The 20,748-nt window shown below is 45.5% G+C and carries 16 protein-coding genes; 6 read left to right on the top strand and 10 right to left on the bottom strand.

Annotated elements, in window-relative coordinates:
• Positions 1-2: 2 nt before the first annotated feature.
• The 9 genes from A8O23_RS10620 to A8O23_RS10580 form a co-directional block, all read right to left on the bottom strand.
• Complete coding sequence (locus A8O23_RS10620; protein WP_066620770.1) at positions 3-2,000, bottom strand: tetratricopeptide repeat-containing sensor histidine kinase; 1,998 nt, start codon at positions 1,998-2,000, stop codon at positions 3-5.
• Positions 2,001-2,169: 169 nt separating this feature from the next.
• Positions 2,170-2,790, bottom strand: a complete 621-nt coding sequence (gene pncA, locus A8O23_RS10615) for a bifunctional nicotinamidase/pyrazinamidase (protein ID WP_066620769.1) — start codon at positions 2,788-2,790, stop codon at positions 2,170-2,172.
• 39 nt (positions 2,791-2,829) lie between these two features.
• On the bottom strand, positions 2,830-3,441 hold the full coding sequence (locus A8O23_RS10610; RefSeq protein ID WP_239693381.1) for a peptidoglycan recognition protein family protein: 612 nt from the start codon (positions 3,439-3,441) through the stop codon (positions 2,830-2,832).
• A gap of 5 nt (positions 3,442-3,446) precedes the next feature.
• On the bottom strand, positions 3,447-4,676 hold the full coding sequence (locus tag A8O23_RS10605) for a hypothetical protein (RefSeq protein WP_066620768.1): 1,230 nt from the start codon (positions 4,674-4,676) through the stop codon (positions 3,447-3,449).
• Between the two features lie 82 nt (positions 4,677-4,758).
• On the bottom strand, positions 4,759-6,006 hold the full coding sequence (locus A8O23_RS10600; protein ID WP_066620766.1) for a glutamate-5-semialdehyde dehydrogenase: 1,248 nt from the start codon (positions 6,004-6,006) through the stop codon (positions 4,759-4,761).
• Between the two features lie 63 nt (positions 6,007-6,069).
• Positions 6,070-7,161: a glutamate 5-kinase gene (proB, locus tag A8O23_RS10595; protein ID WP_066620763.1), complete on the bottom strand. Its 1,092-nt coding sequence runs from the start codon at positions 7,159-7,161 to the stop codon at positions 6,070-6,072.
• 238 nt (positions 7,162-7,399) lie between these two features.
• Positions 7,400-8,533 (bottom strand): MFS transporter, encoded by a 1,134-nt coding sequence (locus A8O23_RS10590; protein WP_317039543.1) that lies wholly within the window; start codon positions 8,531-8,533, stop codon positions 7,400-7,402.
• A gap of 95 nt (positions 8,534-8,628) precedes the next feature.
• On the bottom strand, positions 8,629-9,444 hold the full coding sequence (locus tag A8O23_RS10585; protein ID WP_066620760.1) for a GIY-YIG nuclease family protein: 816 nt from the start codon (positions 9,442-9,444) through the stop codon (positions 8,629-8,631).
• A gap of 124 nt (positions 9,445-9,568) precedes the next feature.
• Positions 9,569-10,363, bottom strand: a complete 795-nt coding sequence (locus tag A8O23_RS10580) for a thymidylate synthase (protein WP_066620757.1) — start codon at positions 10,361-10,363, stop codon at positions 9,569-9,571.
• A gap of 540 nt (positions 10,364-10,903) precedes the next feature.
• Between A8O23_RS10580 and A8O23_RS10575 the strand changes: the two genes are divergently transcribed.
• From A8O23_RS10575 to A8O23_RS10565, 3 genes are all read left to right on the top strand, one after another.
• Positions 10,904-14,269, top strand: coding sequence for a UvrD-helicase domain-containing protein (locus A8O23_RS10575; protein ID WP_066620754.1), 3,366 nt, complete (start codon positions 10,904-10,906; stop codon positions 14,267-14,269).
• A gap of 314 nt (positions 14,270-14,583) precedes the next feature.
• On the top strand, positions 14,584-15,132 hold the full coding sequence (locus tag A8O23_RS10570; protein ID WP_066620751.1) for an REP-associated tyrosine transposase: 549 nt from the start codon (positions 14,584-14,586) through the stop codon (positions 15,130-15,132).
• A gap of 675 nt (positions 15,133-15,807) precedes the next feature.
• Positions 15,808-17,154: a T9SS type A sorting domain-containing protein gene (locus A8O23_RS10565; protein WP_066620748.1), complete on the top strand. Its 1,347-nt coding sequence runs from the start codon at positions 15,808-15,810 to the stop codon at positions 17,152-17,154.
• A 284-nt stretch (positions 17,155-17,438) separates the two neighbouring features.
• Here the strand turns inward: A8O23_RS10565 and A8O23_RS10560 are convergent, their stop codons facing one another.
• Positions 17,439-17,789 carry a hypothetical protein gene (locus tag A8O23_RS10560; protein WP_066620746.1) on the bottom strand — a complete coding sequence of 117 codons (351 nt, stop codon included), beginning with the start codon at positions 17,787-17,789 and terminating at the stop codon, positions 17,439-17,441.
• 220 nt (positions 17,790-18,009) lie between these two features.
• Here A8O23_RS10560 and A8O23_RS10555 point away from each other — a divergent pair, with 220 nt between their 5' ends.
• The 3 genes from A8O23_RS10555 to A8O23_RS10545 all read left to right on the top strand — a co-directional run bounded on the left by A8O23_RS10555 (position 18,010) and on the right by A8O23_RS10545 (position 20,748).
• Positions 18,010-19,530, top strand: a complete 1,521-nt coding sequence (locus A8O23_RS10555) for a malate:quinone oxidoreductase (protein WP_066620742.1) — start codon at positions 18,010-18,012, stop codon at positions 19,528-19,530.
• A 268-nt stretch (positions 19,531-19,798) separates the two neighbouring features.
• Positions 19,799-20,230, top strand: coding sequence for an NAD(+)--rifampin ADP-ribosyltransferase (arr, locus tag A8O23_RS10550; protein WP_066621345.1), 432 nt, complete (start codon positions 19,799-19,801; stop codon positions 20,228-20,230).
• 194 nt (positions 20,231-20,424) lie between these two features.
• Positions 20,425-20,748 carry an ArsR/SmtB family transcription factor gene (locus A8O23_RS10545; protein WP_066620734.1) on the top strand — a complete coding sequence of 108 codons (324 nt, stop codon included), beginning with the start codon at positions 20,425-20,427 and terminating at the stop codon, positions 20,746-20,748.

The following is a 20,748-nucleotide window of genomic DNA, read 5'->3' as shown; positions in this document are numbered from 1 at the left end:
CCTTATACGCTTATTGCTTCACCTTTTAAAATAAGATTTTCTACTTTAGGCTTAGGTACTCGTAAGTAAAAGGTGCTGCCTTTCCCCACTTCACTTTCAACCGTGATGCTGGCATTAATACTTTCCAGCAGTTCGCGGCATAGCAGTAAGCCCAAACCAGTTCCTTTTTCGTTTAAAGTACCGGCGGTGGAATAGCGTTTTTCAGTAAAAAGGAACGACATCTCCTTTTCTGTCATGCCTTTGCCAGTGTCTGTCACGTTTATAATCACCTCTTTTTCCAAATCCGTAGCGCCTATGGTTACACTACCTCCTGCCGGAGTAAATTTAATGGCATTCATGACCAGGTTCCGGACTACAAAGTTTAGCCGTTCATGATCACTGGTAATGGCAACAGACGCGGGTACTGCGTTAAACAAGGTAATCTGCTTTAGCTCGGCGCTGTGCATCATCTGGGTGACACTTTCTTCCGCTAATTGTTGCACGTTCAGCTGCTCGTAGGTAATACTGGCTCCGGCCATTTGGGATTTAGCCCAAACCAACAGATTGTCAAGTAAATTGGTGGCGTTGTCATAGTCTTTGCCCAGCATCTGGAACAGCCTTTTAAACTCCTGATCATTCATTGAGTTATTGTCGGCTAAGTAAAAAAGAGCTTGTACTGAAGCGAAGGGGCTTCTTAAATCATGAGAAATGATAGAGAAGATTTTGTTTTTGAACGCGTTCAGTTTTTCAAGCTCATCGCGTTGCTGCCGCACCAGGCGTTCTTGCTTTTCAATTGAGTTTTTTTGCTCATAAATTTCATGGTTTTGCCGCTTCACCTTTTTGTTTATTACCTTTAGAGCCCTGTTGCGGGACCGCAGTTTAAACCAACTGAAAGACAGTACAAAAAATAGAGACAAAGTTGCTCCCCAGGCTATCCAGTTTAACTGCTGCAATTTGGCTTGGTGAGCCAATTCTTTCTTGTCATGCTCCTGCTCAGCTAAAAGCTTCTGGTTTTCTAGGTCCCGTTTTTCGGCTTCATATTTAGCCTCGGCCTCGGCCACCAGTGCTCTACGCCTGTTTGAGTGGAGGGTATCTGTGGCGTAAGAACGAATTAACAGGTTTTCATAGGCGTATCTGTAATTCCCTTGCAATGCATATATCTCATGCACCTGATCAGCTGACAAGGCCACATCTAAGGTAGAATTGATTTTTTGAGCTAGAGAAAGACTTCTTTTAGATGCCTCAAGGGCTTTGGTGTAATTCTTCTGGTAGCGGTAAACGTCTGATATATCTCTGAGCACATTGATTTCCCCTGGCAAGTCTTCCAGCTCCCTGTAAATCAGAAGGGACTTGTTCATATTCTCCAGAGCCTTTTGTAAGGCTCCAGTCTCGGCATTCAATCCGCCTATGTGCTGTAGAGATACCGCATATCCCCTTTTATCATTCAGCTCTTCTTTGAGCGCAGCTGCTTTCTGAAAATATGGCAGGGCTTCTTTAAACTCTTGCCTGCTCTTGAGCACACTGCCAATGTTATTGTAAAAGCGGCTTAATCCTTTTTTATCATTTATACGCTGGGCATACGTAATCCCTTGCTTATAAATTGACAGTGCCTTGTCTATTTCGTTGTTCCTAAAATAGGTGTTGCCCAAGTTCACGTAAGAATTGACCACGCCTACTGAATCATTAATCTGCTCTCTGATTTTGAGGGCTTGCTGGTGGGCAGTCATGGCCTTGCCGTACTCTGACGTGATTAGGTAAGCAACTCCCCTATAGTTCAGCGCTTGAGCTCTTCCTTTCAGAAAATTTATTTTTGAGGCTAGTTTCTCGGCTTCTACTGATGTCTCTATGGATTTTTTTGGATCAAATTTAGTATACTGTTCACCTATATGGTTTAAAAGTACCACACGGCCTGAATCTGAAAGGGTCCGTTCTAATTCATTGCGCAAACTGTCTATAACTGACTGCTGCGCAATGGCATCTCCCCCCCAGCACAGCAAAAGTGTGGTTAGAAGTCTTTTCATGGTTTTTGTTGTCTGTCTTAATCTCTACTAATCTATATAAAAATACTTTATTATATAGATAATGACGGATTATGATAAAAAAGAATTAGAAAAAAAGGGTGTTTTAGACCCGCTTTTTGGAAAACAGGCCTAAAACACCCTCTTAAAGTAATTTATGCTAATGAGTAAATTAATCCTTGTTTTCCAGTAACTGCTGGCTCTGAATGATTTTTCCGCCTTTCTGCAGTATGTCTGCCTTAGCCTTTTCAAAACCGCTTTGGTCTATTGCACGTGTGGCATCTTCAATGAAGTAGGTTGAAAAACCTTCTTGCAAAGCATCTTTGGCACTGAAATAAACGCAGTAGTCGGCGGCAAGGCCTACTAAGTATACCTCTTTCACACCTTTCCCTTTCAGGTAGTCGGCTAGAGCGGTAGATTTCAGGTGGCCGTTGTCATAGAAGCCGCTGTAAGAATCAATTTCCGGGTCAGTGCCTTTCCTGAAAATGGCTTCTATTTGTTTGGAGTGCAGCTCCGCCGGAAAATCCGCTCCCCTGCTCTCCTGCAGGCAATGGTCGGGCCACAGCACCTGGTCTAGTCCCTTGAGTTGGGTAAGTTCAAATACATTTTTTCCTGGGTGCTGAGAGGCGAAGCTTTTATGGTTTTCTGGGTGCCAGTCTTGGGTTGCCACTACCAAATCAAACAAAGGCTGCAATTGGTTGACAACCGGTATAATGGCATCTCCTTCCGGAACGGCCAGTGCCCCGCCAGGTAAAAAATCATGCTGAATATCTATGATGATGAGTGCTTTCATGAAGTAAAAAATCTGTTTTGCCAGTTAATAATTGAAACGTTATTGCTGTTGTACGGCCTTTCTCAGCTGAGGAAGCAGGGCGTACAAGTTATCACCCGGACAGGCGGTAGAGGCGTTGTCTTTGTGCCCCGAAATCTTGTCAGCCGAAATATTCCAGCGCTTGGCTACAGCTTTAATTAAATTTACCAAGTTCTGAAACTGTATTGGTGTTACCGTTTCCACCTGGAAATTGCCTTCCAACACAATCAGAACATGTCCGGTGGGGTCATAGGGAGTGTTTGAGTCTCCGGTGTACTTCAGCTCTCGTCCTTCACCAATAGTACCGTCTGCGGTGATGTAAAAGTGGTAAGGAATATCAGCCCACTGTTCTTTCATTCTACCATCGGCTAAGGGAGCTCGCTCCTGGGAGAATTTTTGCAAGCCCTTTAGTTTTTCCTGCAGCGTTTTCTGGGGCGCCTGCTTTACGGCAGTGTGGTGAATCGTGATTTTAGTAGGAGAATGCTCTTTCATGGGCAGCACCGGAGCCGCCGCTCCCCACTCTGCCCGTGTAACAATAGGAACACCTTTGGGCAGAGAAACCTCCTTGGCAGACCGGCATGCGGTGAATACTAAGCAGAAAATAATTAGAAGGCGGAGAGAATAATTACGCATGAAGATTAAGGTAAGGCCGTAGAATTTTTAACGTACTTTCTGTAATAGAAATACCAAATAATGAGAACGATTAAAAGAAAGATGAAAAGAAACAAAAATGTTCCTGGTGGCTCTTCTTCTGAAGCTTCATTTTCTATTCTAATATTGGTGGCTCTTGACCAGGCTATAAAAGCGTCTGCCATGGGCAGGAGTCCGAACAAATATTTTTTTTCTCCTCCGTGACTTACACCAAAGCCAAACGCATGAACAATCTGGTATTGTGTTTTGCTGAGTTCCTCGTCACCGTAAATAAAAAAAGTACCGATAGAAACAATGGTAGCCGGAAATCCTACTCCCATTATTACTGGTCCAGAATCCACATCTCCCACTCCATCAGTACCTGTTGGGTATTCGCGCACCATGAGCAGCCCTAAAGCAGTAGATAAAAAATTATCTTTAAATAGTGCGTACTGTTGCTTGCCAAAGGAAGGGTCAATTTCTGCTAATAAGCGCAGCATTAGCGTGAGAGAACCTCCTCTTGCGCTTTCTAAAGTCTTTCCAGTATTGGCCTCCACCCTGTGAGGCAACAATCCAGTTTCTGGGTCTAAGTTATCTTTAACCTTATTCAGCCACTGCTGTATTACCGCCTGATACTTTGGTGGATATAGCTTGTCATGAATAGCAAGTGATGCCATGGCCAAAAACATATCTGCAGGCCAAGCTTGCCCGTGATAAGACTGTAAAAAAGGTGAATTTGCTTCCTGAAGAGCCTTAGCTACAGCTTCGCATTGATTTATGAAAGCCTTCTTAAGGTGTTTCTCCTTTTCAACTGGAGAATTCAAACTTAAAAGTTTGCCCAAAAGATAATTTTTCCAGCCTGCGTAAAAGATTCCGTATTGAGGTTTTAGGTAATCTGAAAAGGTGCTTTTCCCTCTCTCTGAATCTAGTGCCTGATAGGCATATAGAGCCTCAACCGCAGCTCGTACTTGAATATCTTTATCCTGAGGTGAAGCAAGTGCTACTTCCGCCCAAGAAAGGCCATACAAGGCATGTACAAAAACATACCCTTCCGGAAAGATTCCCTGCATTCTTCCTCCTAAATCCTTTTGCTTTAGCTCTGCCTCAAGGTAATTAAGTTGTAAAATGATTTCTTCTCTTCGTTCTGGATATTCTGGTGCAGGTGAAAGTAATCGTAAATTAATAGTACCGATGACCAGCGTGATTCCTACTGCAAAAAACAAATAGATATATTTCATACTGGAGCGTCAGCGTCGAAACTTTTTCAAATTTACCATTTTAGGCATGTTTTCCTTAAACCAGGCCTAAAATGGTAAACCACTAGCTGCGCACTTGTCCGTCACCGCGTACTACCCATTTGTAGCTGGTCAGTTCCTCTAGTCCCATTGGGCCACGGGCATGTAGCTTTTGAGTACTTATTCCAATTTCAGCACCAAGGCCAAACTGAGCGCCATCGGTAAAGGCGGTAGAGGTGTTGGCATATACAGCGGCGGCATCAACCGAATTCAGGAACTTTTCGATAACTGTTGGGTCATCTGCCACAATTGCTTCGCTGTGTTTAGAGCTGTATTTTGTAATATGGTCAAGAGCGTCATCTATACTTGCAACTGTTTTTATTGCCATTTTCAACGAAAGAAACTCTGTGCCAAAATGCTCTTCTGTTGCTGTATGCAACAAATGATCAGGATAGTTGTCTGCCAAAAAATCAAAGGCAGGTGCATCGGCAAAAATCTCAACGTTAGAGCCCGCCAAGGGTGCGACCAGCTCTGGCAACTTTGAAAGTCTGTTCTGGTGGAGTAGCAGGCAATCCAACGCATTGCAAACACTCACGCGGCGCGTCTTGGCATTATAAATGATTTTTTTGCCCTTCTCCAGATTAGCCGAGGCGTCAAAATACGTATGCACTATGCCGGCACCCGTTTCAATAACCGGCACCCGTGCGTTTTGCCGCACATAGTTGATCAGCGACTGGCTACCGCGAGGAATAAGCACGTCTACAAAATCAACGGCCTGGAGCAAGGCCTCGGTTGCTTGTCTATCAGCTGGCAACAGGGTGGCAACAGCGGGTTCAACACCTGCTTCTATCAGTACCTTTTGAATAACTGAAATAATGGCTTCATTAGAAAAGGCAGCGTCACTTCCTCCTTTAAGAATACAGGCATTTCCTGTTTTAAAGCAAAGCGAGAACACATCTAACGTCACGTTTGGGCGCGCCTCATAAATCACTCCCACTACACCAAGCGGCACCCTTACTTTTCTTATATGTAGTCCGTTAGGAAGTTCCTTTTGAAGCAAGACTTGCTTTAAAGGCGACTCTAACGCAGCCACATTTCGTACATCTTGGGCAATGTCAGAAAGCCGTTCAACAGTAAGTTTCAGACGGTCATACTTAGGGTCATCTGGAGACATGCGCGCTAAGTCTTTCTCGTTTTCAATTAGTATAAAAGGTGTTTGAGCCACAACCGCATCTGCCAGCATTAAAAGTACCTGGTTTACTTTGTCAGGCTGTAATAAACCTGCGGTGCGGCTTGCTGCCTGTGCAGCCTCAAATACGTTATTATAACTCATGGGAATGGTACAGATGTAATAGAGATATGCGATTAAAAATAAACAGGAAAAGTGATCCTTATCTTAACTCACTTCAGGGTTAAGGAAAAGGTAATCATAGTGCACCAGCGGTTTCTGGTTTTTCTGCCCCAGCCTCTCCTGTGCTTTGTCTGAACCGTATTCGGCAATACCCACCCCAAACATTTTCGCCTGCTCATCTACCAGCTTCAGAATATCTCCTTTCTTAAATTCTCCGGTTATGCGCGTAATGCCTACGGGTAACAAACTCACGGCTTTTTCTGAGGCACTCAAGGCCGCTTTAGCCCCTGCGTTTACCTGCACCTCTCCTTTGGCGTAGTTGCCGGAATGCGCGATCCATTTCTTTTTGCCGGACGCTGATTTCTTGGGAATAAAGCGAGTATGCACCACCTGCCCCAGCAGGACTTTCTGTAGAACATTTTCGGTTTTCCCGTTGGCTATGTGCACCGTAATTCCGAGCTGCGCCACTTTCTGCGCCATATGGCATTTGGTGATCATGCCGCCCCGGCCAAACTGCGACCGCTGCGTAGAAACGAATTCTGCAAAACCGGTGGTGGCATGGCCAATCTCCTGAATAACTTCTGACTTTTCGTCTCTGGGATCTCCGTTGTAGATACCGTCCACGTTAGAAAGAATAAGCAGGGCATCGGCATCTAACATGGAAGCAATCAGTCCGGCCAGTTCGTCATTATCGGTGAACATAAGCTCCGTGACCGATATGACATCATTCTCGTTTACCACCGGAATAATATTGTTCTGCAGCAACACCCGAAAGCAGTTCTGCATGTTCAGGTAGTGGTTTCGGTCTCTGAAATCTTCTTTGGTTACAAGCACCTGCGCGCACACCAGCCCGTGCGGCCCAAACATAGCCGAATAGGTGTTAATGAGCTGCACCTGCCCTACTGCCGCCAGCAACTGTCTTGTGCTTACCGCATCGGCTTTCTCTGAGACAGAAGTAAGGCTTCGGCCGTAAGCCACGGCACCGGAAGACACGACAATTACCTCTTTCCCTTCTTTCTTAAGGGCGGCCACCTGATCTACCAGATGCTGAATACGCGCCACGTCTGGCATGCCGTCGGGCTGCGTGAGCACGTTCGATCCTATTTTTAATAAGATTCTCTTGTAGGAAGCTGACATTTTACCTCTAAAGCAATGAAAGCGTAATTTTAAAAATTAACCGCATTTTGCCTATTACTTTAGAATAAAATAGCGTATTTATTGAAAAAAGTCTGCCTAATCAGCTTCTGCAATAGAAGATTCTTATTTATTGATGCCGAATTGCTAACCAGAAGAATGAGCCGGTTATACCCAACCTGTTTTAAACCTATTTTCTATAAAAGAGCTCAGAAATGAAATGAGTAATGATTAATCATTGTTATAAGAGTCTGCGCATGGACAGGAGCCCCAGCAGCGGCCCGATAGCCAGGAACATGAACTGGTATTCCGCTTTTACATACACCTGTACGCCTTGTAGAAACTGGATGCTGACAATGGTAATTGCGAAGCCGATGCAGTTGACAATGGTGAGTGCCGTTCCTTTAGTTTGACTAGGGGCAGCCTGTGCCACTAACGCAGAAAACTGCGGTGAATCCATAACCACTGTAAAACCCCACACGAGTAAATAGCCTAGGAAGAGCGGCAAGGACAGCGTGAACAGCCAGGGCGAAAGCAGGCAGCAAACCATGGAAATTGCTAGACCTACAAACGCTGTACGGGCGCTGCCAACTTTTTGCGACACGTAGCCACCCGCCACACAAGCCACTGCCCCTACTGCTATTATGGCAAAAGCCCACAGCGGAAACGACAACTCCTGCCCTTTGCTGTTGTTGACCTGGTATAAGGCCAGCATCACCGGAATATACGCCCAAAGCGTGTACAGCTCCCACATGTGCCCAAAATAGCCAAAGGCTGCCGCCCTGAATTTTTTTTCTTTGAAGATTTGAAAGAAGGTCGAAAAGTTAGGTCTGGCTCCCTTGCTTCGGTAAGGACCGTCGGGCACCAGCAGGTACAGCGCTACTCCGCCTACCACCGCCAAAGCAGAAGTACCTAAAATCACATAGCGCCAGGGCAAGTCCTGGGTCAGGCCCCTCAGCAAGTGCGGAAAGGCAGTGCCTAATACTAAAGCTCCTACCAGATAACCCAAGGCTTTGCCAAGTCCTTTCTGGTGATAATCAGCCGCTATCTTCATGCCTACCGGATAAATGCCCGCCAAACAGAAGCCCGTAAGAAACCGCGACAGCAAGAGCGTCGAAAGACCTTCGGCCAGCAGGAGGCTCAGGTTACACCCCGCCCCGGCTACGGCGCAAACCAGAAACACCTTAGAAGGAGAATACCGATCGGCGATGGCCAGCACGGCAAACAGCAGCGTGCCCAGAATAAACCCCAACTGCACCGCCGAGGTCAAGTGGCTGAGTGAGCTGGCTTCCAGCATAAACTGCGGAATCAGACTCGGCAGCACCGCATTACCCGCAAACCAGAGGGAGGTGCAGGCGAATTGGGCTAGAACGATGGTGGGGAGGATGTTTTTGATATATCTAGTAAAATGATTTCTAACTGATGTTGGTGTTATCTTTATTGAAGTCTCTGTACTTTTAAGAAAAAAAATTAATTTTCATTATAGCCAAACCTTCTACTTTGTAGAACCTCTTTCCACCAATTTTCCCTTGCAAGAATTATCTGATCATCAGTAGTTGATTTAAATATATCTAATATTGAGTACGCAAAATTTCGTTTAATATAGTCAAAGGTTAATTTTCTAAGGCCGACATTTCCTCCATGTCCAGTATTTATATATGATTTCCAACGTCCTAATATCATATTTTCCCCATAAGCTGATCCTACATATTTTTTCCCATTTGATATATCCGTTAGAAGGTAAACACCTTTTTGGTTTTGAAGGGCAGTTTTCCAAGTATCTTTCTCTAATACACGACACATTTCTCCCCATGTGATATTAACTTTATCATAACCCGGGAAAATATCATTATCATATGCATCAGGTAAGATCTGTGATATTTCACAATCGTTAATTACTGATTCAGCATTACGAATCATTGTTTGTGCTGTGTTTTTGTATTTTACAATTACACGCCCAAGATATTTTTTAAACTCAGGTAAAGTTTCGTATTCAAAACCAACTCCGTTTAGCACATTTAAATCCTTAGTAATTCTGCCTATATGAAACAATAACCAGAAATCTTCTTTAGGCTTTATTCTAACTAAACCTATTGTTAATTGTCCGTTTTTAAATGATTTTTTATTCTGATAATTCCAATATTGTCCTTCTAGCATCACTTCAGTTCTTCCATTTTTGAAATCTTCTATAGGATTCCAATTATGCCGAAACATCAGATTAAATCTAATTTTTACATTGTTTAAGTTATCAAGCCTTAAAATTTCATTAAGTTTTATGCTTTCCATTTATCAGATTAAATTTTGGATTTGGAATGGCTTTATGTTAAAGGTTTTTTGATAGTTTTCACTATTAGTATTTCTTACTACCAACCTTATAGAAGAAAGGTGGAAACTCTCCTTTAACTAAATATTACACCGCCACAGGCGCCTTAATCCCCGGCCACGGCTGGTAATCCTCCAGCGTGAAATCCTCGAAGTCAAACCCGAAGATGTCTTTCACCTCCGAATTAATCTTCATCTTGGGTAGCGGGCGCGGCTCACGGGTAAGCTGAAGTTCGGTTTGCTCCAGGTGGTTCGTGTAGAGGTGCGTGTCGCCGCCGGTCCAGATGAATTCGCCAGGTTCCAAGTCGCAGACTTGGGCTACCATCATGGTGAGCAGCGCGTAGGAGGCAATGTTAAAGGGCACGCCTAAGAAGACATCAGCGGAGCGTTGGTAGAGTTGACAAGAAAGTTTGCCCTCGGCTACGTAGAACTGGAAGAAGGCGTGACACGGCGGAAGCTTCATGTTGTTCACTTCGGCCACGTTCCAGGCACTCACAATCAGCCGGCGCGAGTCGGGGTTGTTCTTAATTTGGTTAATGACCTGCTGGATCTGGTCAATGTGACCACCGTCGGGTGTGGGCCAAGAGCGCCATTGGGAGCCGTACACCGGCCCGAGGTCGCCGTTCTCGTCGGCCCATTCGTTCCAGATGCTCACGCCCCGCTCCTGCAGCCACCGCACGTTCGTCTCGCCGCGCAGAAACCACAGCAGTTCGTAAATAATCGACTTGAGGTGCACCTTTTTGGTGGTCACCAGCGGGAAGCCCTCCTGCAAGTTAAACCGCATCTGGTAGCCAAACACACTGAGAGTACCGGTGCCGGTACGGTCTTCTTTCTTCACGCCCTTGTCCAGAATATGGCGCATCAAATCGAGGTAAGCCTGCATTTTTAATAATTAGGAATTATGAATTGGTGCATGAAGATAAGGAAAATCTAAACGCACGGGGAATTGGTGAGGGGAAAGATTGTGTACCTGTGCCCTTGTTTGTGCCTACATTATAATAGAAAACGTGCTAGCTTTGTGTTTTAGCCCTCTTTTTCGGAAAACAAGGCAAAACAGAAAATGCTTCACTCCGCTTGTACGGACAGGGCTTGACCTGTCCCCCTGCGCTGGCCGAAGTATTTGCGTCACCCACTAAGCTTCCTCGTTAGATCCCTCGGCTTTGCTCAGGATGACCTCAGAAAGAAGGATCTGGAATGCGTGAGCTCTCCTGTGTAAACATCCCCCTTCGCCCCCTTCAAAGGGGGAATCAGCTTTTAGCCAGCGACTAATCTTTTACAAGCGGTAAGGCTGAAAGATTCTCCGCCCCGTCTCCTGTTTTTTGCCTATTTTCGCTAAAACAGCCTAAAAACAGAACTAGAGTTTTGGCAGCATTGGTGTCGCGACCATTCCTAATTCTTAATTCCCAATTCTTAATTTAAAAAAGTGTCTGCTACTTTTAAAATATACTCCTCCTCGGCCGGCTCCGGCAAGACGTACCAGCTCACGAAAGAGTACCTGAAACTGGCGTTGCAGAGCGAGGAGCCTTCTTATTACAAGAACATCCTGGCCATTACCTTCACCAATGACGCGGCGCAGGAAATGAAGACGCGTATTCTGGGGGCTTTGCGTGGTTTCAATGATGCAGGGCTGAATGAGAAGGAGAAAAAGAATAGCAACCACCTGCTACTTAACATAGTAAAAGAAATAAAGTCAGAATATAAGCAACCTGAACTAACGGAGGAAGAACTAAGGGTGCGGGCGGCGAAGGTGTTCGACCACCTCCTCTTCCACTACTCTGAATTTGCAGTAAGCACCATTGACTCGTTTGTGAACAAGGTGGTGAGCGCCTTTACCACCGAACTGAAACTGCCCCACAACTTTGAGGTGGACATGGACGCGCAGACGCTGTTGAGCACCGCCGTGAGTCTGCTCCTGAACAAGGTGAACACGCAGGAAGAGAACCGCCTGCTGGCCGAGACGCTGCAGCAGTACGCACTGGACAAAGCCGAGGAAGGCAAGAGCTGGAATGTGCTGCCCGATGAACTGGCGGACTTCGCGCGGAACCTTCTGAACGAGCAGACCTATGAACACTTACTTGACATAGGGCAGCTTACCCTGCAAGATTTCAAGAAGATACGCTCTGAGCTGTACACGCAGAAGGTAAACGTGGAGAAGCAGATTCAGACGCTGGCGCAGGAGGCCGTTAATTTGATTCACCGCCATGGTATTATGCCCGAGGATATGGCAAATGGCAAGACGGGTATCTATTCCTACTTCAATAAGTGGAACAGCGGCTTTGACATTACCATCGCCAATAAGAACGCCGACAAAACGGTGGCCGATGACAAATGGACCAGTGCCAAAGCCAGCACAGGCGCCAAAGTGGCCATTGACCAAATAAAGCCGCGGCTGTCTCAGATTTACCATGCTATTGAAGACCTGAAGGAGCGCGAGACGCAGAACCACATCCTCATCTCGGCCATGCTGCCGCACCTCTACAAGCTGAGCGTGCTAAGCGAGCTGGACCGCTGTATTCAGGAAATTAAGCTGGACAAGAACCTGGTGCACATCTCGGAGTTCAACAAGCGGATCACAGAAATTGTGCTGCAGGAGCCTATTCCGTTTATCTATGAGCGGCTGGGTGAGCGGTACCAGCATATTCTCATTGACGAGTTTCAGGACACTTCGGTGCTGCAGTGGAATAACCTGCTGCCGCTGGTGGAGAATGCCTTGGCCGGAGACAATTTCAATATGGTGGTAGGCGATGCCAAGCAGGCCATCTACGGCTGGCGCGGCGGCGAGATGGAGCAGATTCTGCACCTGCACCGCAACCAAACCGAAAACCTTTACCAGAACTCCCGCTTTGAGGAGAACGTGGCTCCGCGCTATGACACCCTCCGCTGGACCCTCTCGCCCGACAACCTGAACACCAATTACCGCAGCGCTCCTGAGATTATTCAGTTCAACAACGAGCTGTTTGAGTTCATCAGCCATGCCAATCCGCAGTTCCCGCTGTTGCAGGCCATTTATGACGACAAGTTCAAACAGAAATCGCCAGAAGGAAAAGATGTTGGTAAAGCACACCTCCAGGTTTTGTTTACGCAAGACGAAGTGACACCTTTTAAAGTTGACCTAGACGCCTGCCGCCAAACCGAAGAAATCTACGAAGGTTACGCCGAAGAGGACCTCCTCTCCTATCAGGAAAGCACGTTGCAGCTGGTCTTGCAGATGGTGCAGCAGGCCCAGGCCGACGGGTACGCTCCGCGCGACATTGCCATCCTGAGCCGCACCAACCGTAACAGCAAGCTTGTGGCCAACTTCCTGAAGCAGAAGAAGTATGACATCATCTCACAGGACTCGCTCTCGCTGCAGTTCGCGGAGGTCATCAACCTTATCATTGCATTCTTCCGAATTCTGAACCAGCCCGCCAACAGCCTGGCGCGGTCGCAGGCATTGTACCTGGTGTACAAAGTAGTGCACCAGGAACTGCCAGACAATGCCACTACGGGTAAAATTGCCGCCCTGGCGGTAGAGCCGAGCATTGACCCGTTCTTCCGGTTTTTGCAGGAGCAAGGTTTTGATTTGGCGTACCGCGATGCGGGAAACCTCTCCCTCTATGAGCTCACCGAGAAGCTGATACGGGTGTTTGATTTGCTGGGCAAGAACAACGAGTGCGAGTACCTGTTCCGCTTCCTGGATCTGGTGCTGGAGTACACGCTCAAGTACAGCAACAACCTAAATAACTTCCTTCAGTACTGGGATTTGCACAAGGAGAACTTAAGCATTAATACACCCAAAGACCGCGACGCCATCACCATCACCAGCATCCACAAAAGCAAGGGCTTGGATTACCCCGTGGTGATTGTACCGTTCTGCGAATGGAGCCTGGAGCCGCAGACCTCGTCGTTGCTCTGGGGCACGCTGCCCGAGAGTGTGGCCGCGGGCGGAAAGCTGCGCACAGCGGTGGTGAACCTGAACAAAAAGCTGGAGCAGACGGCCCTGCACGAGCAGTACGCCCAGAAGCTGGAGAAGACCTTTATTGAAAGCCTGAACATGCTGTACGTGGCCCTCACCCGCCCTGTAGACCGCCTCTACCTCATTTGCAAGGCTCAGGATTTCAGGAAAGGCGGAGCGCAGAAGAACGTGAGCTACTGGCTGTACCGTTACCTGGAGAGCAAAGAGCTCTGGCAAGAAGGCCAATTCTGCTACCAACTTGCTAAAGGCGCGCCGCAGGCGGTGAGTCATAAAGTTCTTTCAGAGGATGTGTACGTGCTGGACAAGTTCACCTCCGCCGACTGGGCACAGAACCTGAAGCTGAAGCAGCACGCGAACAACGTCTTCGATTTTGAGACCCAGCAGGAGCACCGCCGCTGGAACCGCAAGCTGCACTACGCCCTCGCCCGCATCACCTACGCCGAGGAAGCGCCCAAAGCGCTAAGGCAATTGGTGCACCAAGGCATCATCTCGCAGCGCGAACTGCCTACCCTCACTCAGATGGTGAACCATGTGCTGCAGCACCCGCAGATGCAGCGCTACTTCAGCCGCGCCGTTACCGTGGAGAACGAGCGCGAAGTGCTGGATGTGCGCACCAACCGCTATAAACCTGACCGCATCGTTTTCGGGGAAACAGGTGACGTGACGCTCATTGACTATAAATTGCCGCCAGCCAAGGAAGAATACACGGAGAATCTGAACTCCTATGCGACACTGTTCCGGGAGTTGGTGTTCAGCAAGATTACGTGCGTGGTTTACTACTTTGAAGAGGAGCGCGTGGACGAATGGGAGTTTTTGGGTGATGTGGCGAAGTAGAGGTAACGAGCGGATTCGAACTGCTTCTGGCTTGATTTAATTTTTCTCTGGCGCAAGCGTCCGCTTGTGTCCGCACGCATTGCAGAGCTTTTTGCTCTTTATGCCGTTTTTGGTCAAATATTGCTAAAAAAGGCCAAAAACAGATTTAGTTTTTAATCAGCAAACAATGCGCTAATGTAAAAGCCCAGAAATAGAAAGACCAACAATGCGTGCGGACACAAGCGGACGCTTGCGCCATGATCATGAACTATATTCTTACTATTCATGCATAAACGCTGACTATCTTCCTAATGTAGCAGCCGTACATGTTTTACATGAGCAGGAAATACAAGTTCAGGGATAATGAGAAGCTGTATTTTGTCAGCTTTGCCGTAGTGCACTGGATAGACGTGTTCATTCGGAACGAATACCGTCAGGTATTGCTCGACAGCTTGCGGTATTGCCAGGAGAAGAAAGGGCTGGAAGTCTATGCTTACTGCCTTATGACCAGCCATGTTCATTTGATTATTAGTAGCCAAGGCAAGCCTCTAGCAGAAATTTTGAGGGACTTCAAAAGCTTTACCTCTACCCAACTAAGAAAAGCCATTACTGAGAATCCGCAGGAGAGCCGGAAAGAATGGATGCTCTGGGTGATGGAACGGGCAGGAAAGCGCAATGGTAACAACAAAGGCTTTCAGTTCTGGCAGCAGCACAACCACCCGATTGTGTTGAACAGCAATTTTCTTATTCAGCAAAAGTTAGACTACCTGCACAATAATCCTGTAGAAGCTGGCTTTGTAGAGCAACCTGAAGATTACATTTACAGCAGCGCTCGTGATTATGCTGGAACAAAAGGATTGCTCGATATACTGTTGATTGAGTAAATAAGGTAGTAGAGTGATTCTGGAATGCGTGCGGAGATTTTTACTATTGAAATTACAGACAAGCCAATAGTTTGACAAGGGATGATTTTAAAGCTCATTTGGAAGTTGAAGGTTTTGAGTTAGTTGACTATTGGACTGATAAAAATGATTAAAAACTAACAAATAAGGTCTCTAGCGCAAGCGTTCGCTTGTGTCCAAATGCATTCCTGATCCACTTCTTCAATCTTCCTGTTTTGCCCCGGTCTCTCAATAACAGGCCAAAAAAGAAATTTCCTATACAATTAAACAATGCACTAAAGCAAAGGCCCGCAAAAAAAGAGACATGCGTGCGGACACAAGCGGACGCTTGCGCCATGTTCTTTTACATATTATCTCTAGCTGAAGAACTGCCAAATATTTGTCCCAAGCCTGATGCAGAGGCTTTCTCCTTAGCTACAGATCAATTTACCTGTGTTTTATTCATAAGACAATTAGGCTTAAACAAGCGTTAGCTTAATAAAAATTTATCGGGTAAATCCCTCCATTCACCGAGCAAACTGCCCCTATTTTAGTTAGCATCCTGTTTTTGTCCCACAAAATATGAGGTTAGTCGAATCTCCTGAATTGACCTCTTCATCGGCCATACCTTTGTATTGTTATAAGGCATCAAGGCAAAAGAGAAGTTTCTTCACTAAAATGAAACAATTAACTAAAACTCCTTTCAGAAGCATCATTAGAAGTGCAAATTTCACCCTAAAAAACTATATTATATTAGTTTTAACTGCTGGGCTAGTTGTTTTTGCCTTCAATGCCAATGCCCAAACCACTTCTTTAAATTGTAAACTTACCAGCCAGTGTTTTGAGATCACCTACAACAGTTACATTAAGAACAGTAATAACACTGTGACTCTTAATTTTTCTGTTAAGACCAATTGTGCCTCATCGCTTAGCTATATAGCTTTTCAGCTACCCTCAGGCGCCAAGGCAACTAATGCTAAAAATTCTAATTCAAAATTCACCTATTCTGTAGAGAACTCTACTTTAAGCCCCTTCAACTCCATTAAATTTGAAGCTATAAACGCTGAAGGTTTCAAAAACGGCGCTACTGACAATTTCTCTTACACAATTACCGCCGCGCAATTTTCTCAGCTTTCAAATATTTTAGTAGAAGCCAAAGCTTCTACAATTGTTGGAAGGGTAACATTTCTGCCCCAATCCTGTGCTCCCGTACCTTTAAAGGTGGCAGGTCCAGAGCTGATGGAAGCAAAAAGTACGGTAACTTATACAATTGAAAAAGCTGATGAAACAGCCACCTATGAATGGACTGCTCCTGCTGGCTGGGAAATAATTTCGGGACAAGGCACAAAATCAATAACGGTGAAAGTAGGCGAGCAATCAGGCGAGATAAAGGTCAGGAACATCAACAACAATAGCGTAGGTTCTTTACCTGTGACCAGTTATTCTGTACTGCCTCCCACTTTACCAGTTTCTTTGGTTTCATTTACCGCAATTAACCAAGGGGGCAAAATAGTCTTGAGCTGGGTAACTTCTTCTGAAAGAGATAATAAAGAGTTTGTAATAGAGCGTAGCAATGACGGTATCAATTACCAACCAATTGGAACTGTAAACGGAAATGGCACCACCACTACTACTCAGAAGTATTCTTTTTCAGATGCTAGTACTGCTTCTGGCACAGTGTACTATCGTATAAAGCAAATAGATTTTGACGGTGCCTATGAGAATTCTAAAACCATCTCTGTTAAGTCAATAGCTACTCCCACAACTTTCAAAGCTAATGCGGCTTATCCAAACCCATTCCAATCTGAACTATCCGTTACATTGTCTACTGCCTTAAAAAGTTCTGTTTCTATTTCTTTGTATGACTTAAATGGAAAACTAGTGAAAGCAGAAACCGCTACAGCATTAGAAGGAACAAACCAGTATAAGCTGCAGAATCTTGAAACATTGGCCAAAGGAACCTATATCTTAAAAGTCAATCAGGATAACCAAACCTCCACACAAAGAGTAGTAAAAAGCAATTAATGATGCTACGTCCATTAAAAACGGGTGACATTTCTAATTCTCCTCTTACCTATTAAAGCTACAGGTGTTTTTAGCAAATCTTCTTAGTAATAAATAACAACACCTCTATCAGCTGCTCCCGCTAGATTTTTTAATATATGATACTGGGGTGATAAACGAACAAACGGTAAAAGCTCACATACTGTAACTGGCCACTAAAAGAGCAACTTCCTGCTAAGTCTTTTTTTTGCTTAGTAGGAAAAGAAAAGAAAGCTGCTAAGGTAAATTGAAGTTCACATTTAGACCTATTTCACTACTTCCCGCTTCATCAGGAAGTGTTTGTACGCTCTGCTTCCCTCCTTCTCCATATACACTTCTACTAATTCCCAGCCCAGGCTACTCATAAAATTCAAAGCATGAATGGGTGAGTTAAATACCATAGGCTTGCCATCTTCCCCTTTCAGGCTCTCAGGCATAACTTTGGGCTCTTGTCCGTAATCAATAGCAATAGTAATTCCTTTCCATAAATGGTTTAAAATCTCCACATCACAGTATTCTTCTGTTCTAGGGGCTGGGTTCTGCTGTGCCCAGGAGGAACTTATTCCTGCCATTATAAAGAGACAGACCAGCAACATTTTAAATAAATAGCTTTTCATATTTCTGATTGAATCTAGTGTAAGGTTCTCTGCCATTTGCTACCAAGATAGATGTTCTTTTACATTCTCATGTTATTCTTCAGATAACCATTTTATTAAGAAGGAATAGAAGCTGTATTCAGGCATGACATATTCCTTTATCTAAGATTTAGTTTCTGCCGATATGTCAAAACAATTTTAGGTTGTTTCTCCGTATCCTAAGGAAGCAATAAAAAGATGTATGACTAGAAAATATACCTCCGCCGCTACTAATCCTGATGTTGTTTTGATTGGAGCCGGTATCATGAGTGCCACTTTGGGCGTAATGCTCAAGCAACTTCAGCCGGAACTAACCATTGAAATATATGAACGCTTAGATGAGGTGGCGGCAGAAAGCTCTGATGCCTGGAACAATGCCGGCACAGGCCATTCTGCTTTCTGTGAACTGAACTACACCCCTGAACGCCTTGACGGATCCATAGACATTTCAAAAGCCAACGTGATTGCCGAATGGTTTGAACAGTCGCGCCAGTTTTGGGCTTTTCTGATAGAGAAAGGCATTGTGGAAGACCCCAATGTTTTCATTAAGCCCATTCCGCACATGAGCTTTGTGTGGGGACAAGACAACGTCAATTTTCTCCGGAAGCGGTACGAGGCCATGGCCACTTCCCCCTTATTCAAGGGAATGGTATATTCTGAGAACAGACAGGAACTGGAGCAGTGGTTTCCGCTGATCATGCAAGGCCGCGATGAAAAGGAAAAGTATGCCGCCACCCGCATGGACATTGGCACCGATGTTAACTTTGGCTGTCTGACCAGGCATTTGTTTAAGTACCTGAAAGAGATGGGTGGTGTCACACTTCACCTCAACCATGAAGTAAGAAAATTAAAGCAGAAAGATGACGGTCTCTGGCGCGTAAAAGTAAAAGACCGCAGCTCCGGCGAAAAGAAACTGGCGCGGGCCAAGTTTGTATTTATCGGCGCCGGTGGTGGAGCTCTGCCTCTGTTACACGCGTCAGGCATACCAGAAGGGGAAGGATTTGGCGGCTTTCCGGTGAGTGGGCAGTGGCTCAGATGCACCAACCCTGAGATAATTGAGCAGCACCAGGCAAAAGTTTATGGTAAGGCATCGGTTGGAGCGCCCCCCATGTCGGTTCCGCATTTAGACACCCGCATGATCAATGGCAAACGGGCACTGCTGTTCGGTCCTTATGCCGGGTTTACAACCAAATTCTTGAAGAAAGGATCGTTCCTGGATCTGCCGCTTTCCATCAACGTTCAAAACCTGAAGCCTATGCTGGCGGCGGGTTACAAAAACATACCCCTCACCAAATACCTGATCAGTCAGGTGCTGCAGTCAAGAGAAGACAGATTAGAAGCACTTAAGAATTTTGTACCTACTGCTCATCCAGATGACTGGGAGCTGGAAGTGGCCGGGCAACGGGTGCAGGTGATTAAAAACGATCCGGTGAAAGGAGGAATCCTGGAATTCGGAACGGAAGTGGTTTCTTCCGCCGATGGTTCTATTGCCGCTTTATTAGGGGCTTCGCCTGGTGCTTCCACTGCTGTCTCCATCATGGTCAAGCTGCTGAATACGTGTTTCCCGGACAAAATCAATTCACCGGAATGGCAAGGAAAGCTGAAAGAAATGATTCCGTCTTTAGGTACTTCTTTATTGGAGAACCCACAGATCTGCGCTGAAGTAAGAGACTACACCAGCCGAGTGTTGGAACTGAACGAGGAGCACCCGATACAGCAATAAATTAATCTAAAAATCCACCTGTGCGTTATAGGGCTGTTTTTCAGAAAACAGCCCTATAACGCATATTTTTTTATAGATTACCCAGCTTTCGAATGGATATTATGCCTTAAACCTCTGCACGTGCCAGAATTTATTAGACTAAGATATTATGCACGTAAATCCCTAATAATGAGATAATAATTTTAAAGAACATGCCGCAAATAATTAGGTACTGATTATTATCTTGAGCCCATCTATCAATTTTACCATGGAAACAACCAGCACTGAGATGGCATCCACTTCTCCTCCGTCCCCCTCACCTTTTGCGCAAACCTTTTTCCACGGAACAAAAGCTGTCCTCAAATTGGGTGAGCTGATACAACCTGGATACAATTCTAATTTTGGGCAAGGGAAAAATGCGAAGCACATCTTTTTAACCGCCACCTTAGACGCCGCTATCTGGGGCGCTGAACTGGCGCTGGGCGAAGGACGGGAAAGAATCTATTTGATAGAACCCACTGGTCCTTTAGAAGATGATCCTGATTTGACTGACAAAATATTCCCGGGAAACCCTACTAAATCTTATAGATCTCAGCATCCTTTTAAAGTAGTAGGCGAAGTGACGCTGTGGCAAGGCCATCCAAAGGAGCAAGTGCAGGTCATGAAAGAAAGATTAGCGAAATTAAAGGAACAAGGAATTTCGTCCTTGAATGAAGAATAAAACTACAGCTGTTAGGTTTGCAAAACCTTCATTCCAACATCTTTTCTCCTTCCCTTCCTCGTTTACTACTTTTCTGTACCTTTTACCACTGCAGCTTCAACGTATGACTACCTTTCTTAAGTAGATCAAAAAATCTTTAAAAAAATTATGAAGTTAAATAACTACATATAAATTTGTAGCCAAATAGCTTCATAATGAATTTAAGACGAGACGTATTTCAGGCCATTGCAGACCCTACCCGAAGGGCGATTCTGCTGTTGCTGGCTAGCCAGTCTATGACGGCGGGAGCCATTGCCGCCAATTTTGACACTGCCCGCCCCACAGTTTCCAAGCATTTGCAGATATTAACGGAGTGCGAGTTATTGGCCCAGGAACAGAAAGGCCGCGAAGTGTATTACCACCTCAGTGTCGTCAAAATGAAAGAGATTGCCGATTTCTTGGAGCCCTTCCGTCAGCTCTGGGATGACCGGTTTAACAAGTTGGAGGCGGTTATGAAGGCGTATCAATCCAAAAAATAA

The sequence above is a fragment of the Rufibacter roseus genome (assembly GCF_001647285.1).
GTDB lineage: Bacteria > Bacteroidota > Bacteroidia > Cytophagales > Hymenobacteraceae > Nibribacter > Nibribacter roseus.
Note: the sequence above shows the minus strand (reverse complement) of the source record. Positions and strands in the feature narration are given on the sequence as shown.

What these genes read in the sequence shown, in the direction of transcription:
- pncA (WP_066620769.1), bottom strand. Translation starts at nt 2,790, where the DNA reads ATGAAAGCACTCATCATCATAGATATTCAGCATGATTTTTTACCTGGC.
- A8O23_RS10620 (WP_066620770.1), bottom strand. Translation starts at nt 2,000, where the DNA reads ATGAAAAGACTTCTAACCACACTTTTGCTGTGCTGGGGGGGAGATGCC.
- A8O23_RS10610 (WP_239693381.1), bottom strand. Translation starts at nt 3,441, where the DNA reads ATGCGTAATTATTCTCTCCGCCTTCTAATTATTTTCTGCTTAGTATTC.
- A8O23_RS10585 (WP_066620760.1), bottom strand. Translation starts at nt 9,444, where the DNA reads ATGGAAAGCATAAAACTTAATGAAATTTTAAGGCTTGATAACTTAAAC.
- proB (WP_066620763.1), bottom strand. Translation starts at nt 7,161, where the DNA reads ATGTCAGCTTCCTACAAGAGAATCTTATTAAAAATAGGATCGAACGTG.
- A8O23_RS10605 (WP_066620768.1), bottom strand. Translation starts at nt 4,676, where the DNA reads ATGAAATATATCTATTTGTTTTTTGCAGTAGGAATCACGCTGGTCATC.
- A8O23_RS10600 (WP_066620766.1), bottom strand. Translation starts at nt 6,006, where the DNA reads ATGAGTTATAATAACGTATTTGAGGCTGCACAGGCAGCAAGCCGCACC.
- arr (WP_066621345.1), top strand. Translation starts at nt 19,799, where the DNA reads ATGGCATCCACTTCTCCTCCGTCCCCCTCACCTTTTGCGCAAACCTTT.
- A8O23_RS10580 (WP_066620757.1), bottom strand. Translation starts at nt 10,363, where the DNA reads ATGCAGGCTTACCTCGATTTGATGCGCCATATTCTGGACAAGGGCGTG.
- A8O23_RS10560 (WP_066620746.1), bottom strand. Translation starts at nt 17,789, where the DNA reads ATGAAAAGCTATTTATTTAAAATGTTGCTGGTCTGTCTCTTTATAATG.
- A8O23_RS10555 (WP_066620742.1), top strand. Translation starts at nt 18,010, where the DNA reads ATGACTAGAAAATATACCTCCGCCGCTACTAATCCTGATGTTGTTTTG.
- A8O23_RS10545 (WP_066620734.1), top strand. Translation starts at nt 20,425, where the DNA reads ATGAATTTAAGACGAGACGTATTTCAGGCCATTGCAGACCCTACCCGA.
- A8O23_RS10570 (WP_066620751.1), top strand. Translation starts at nt 14,584, where the DNA reads ATGAGCAGGAAATACAAGTTCAGGGATAATGAGAAGCTGTATTTTGTC.
- A8O23_RS10565 (WP_066620748.1), top strand. Translation starts at nt 15,808, where the DNA reads ATGAAACAATTAACTAAAACTCCTTTCAGAAGCATCATTAGAAGTGCA.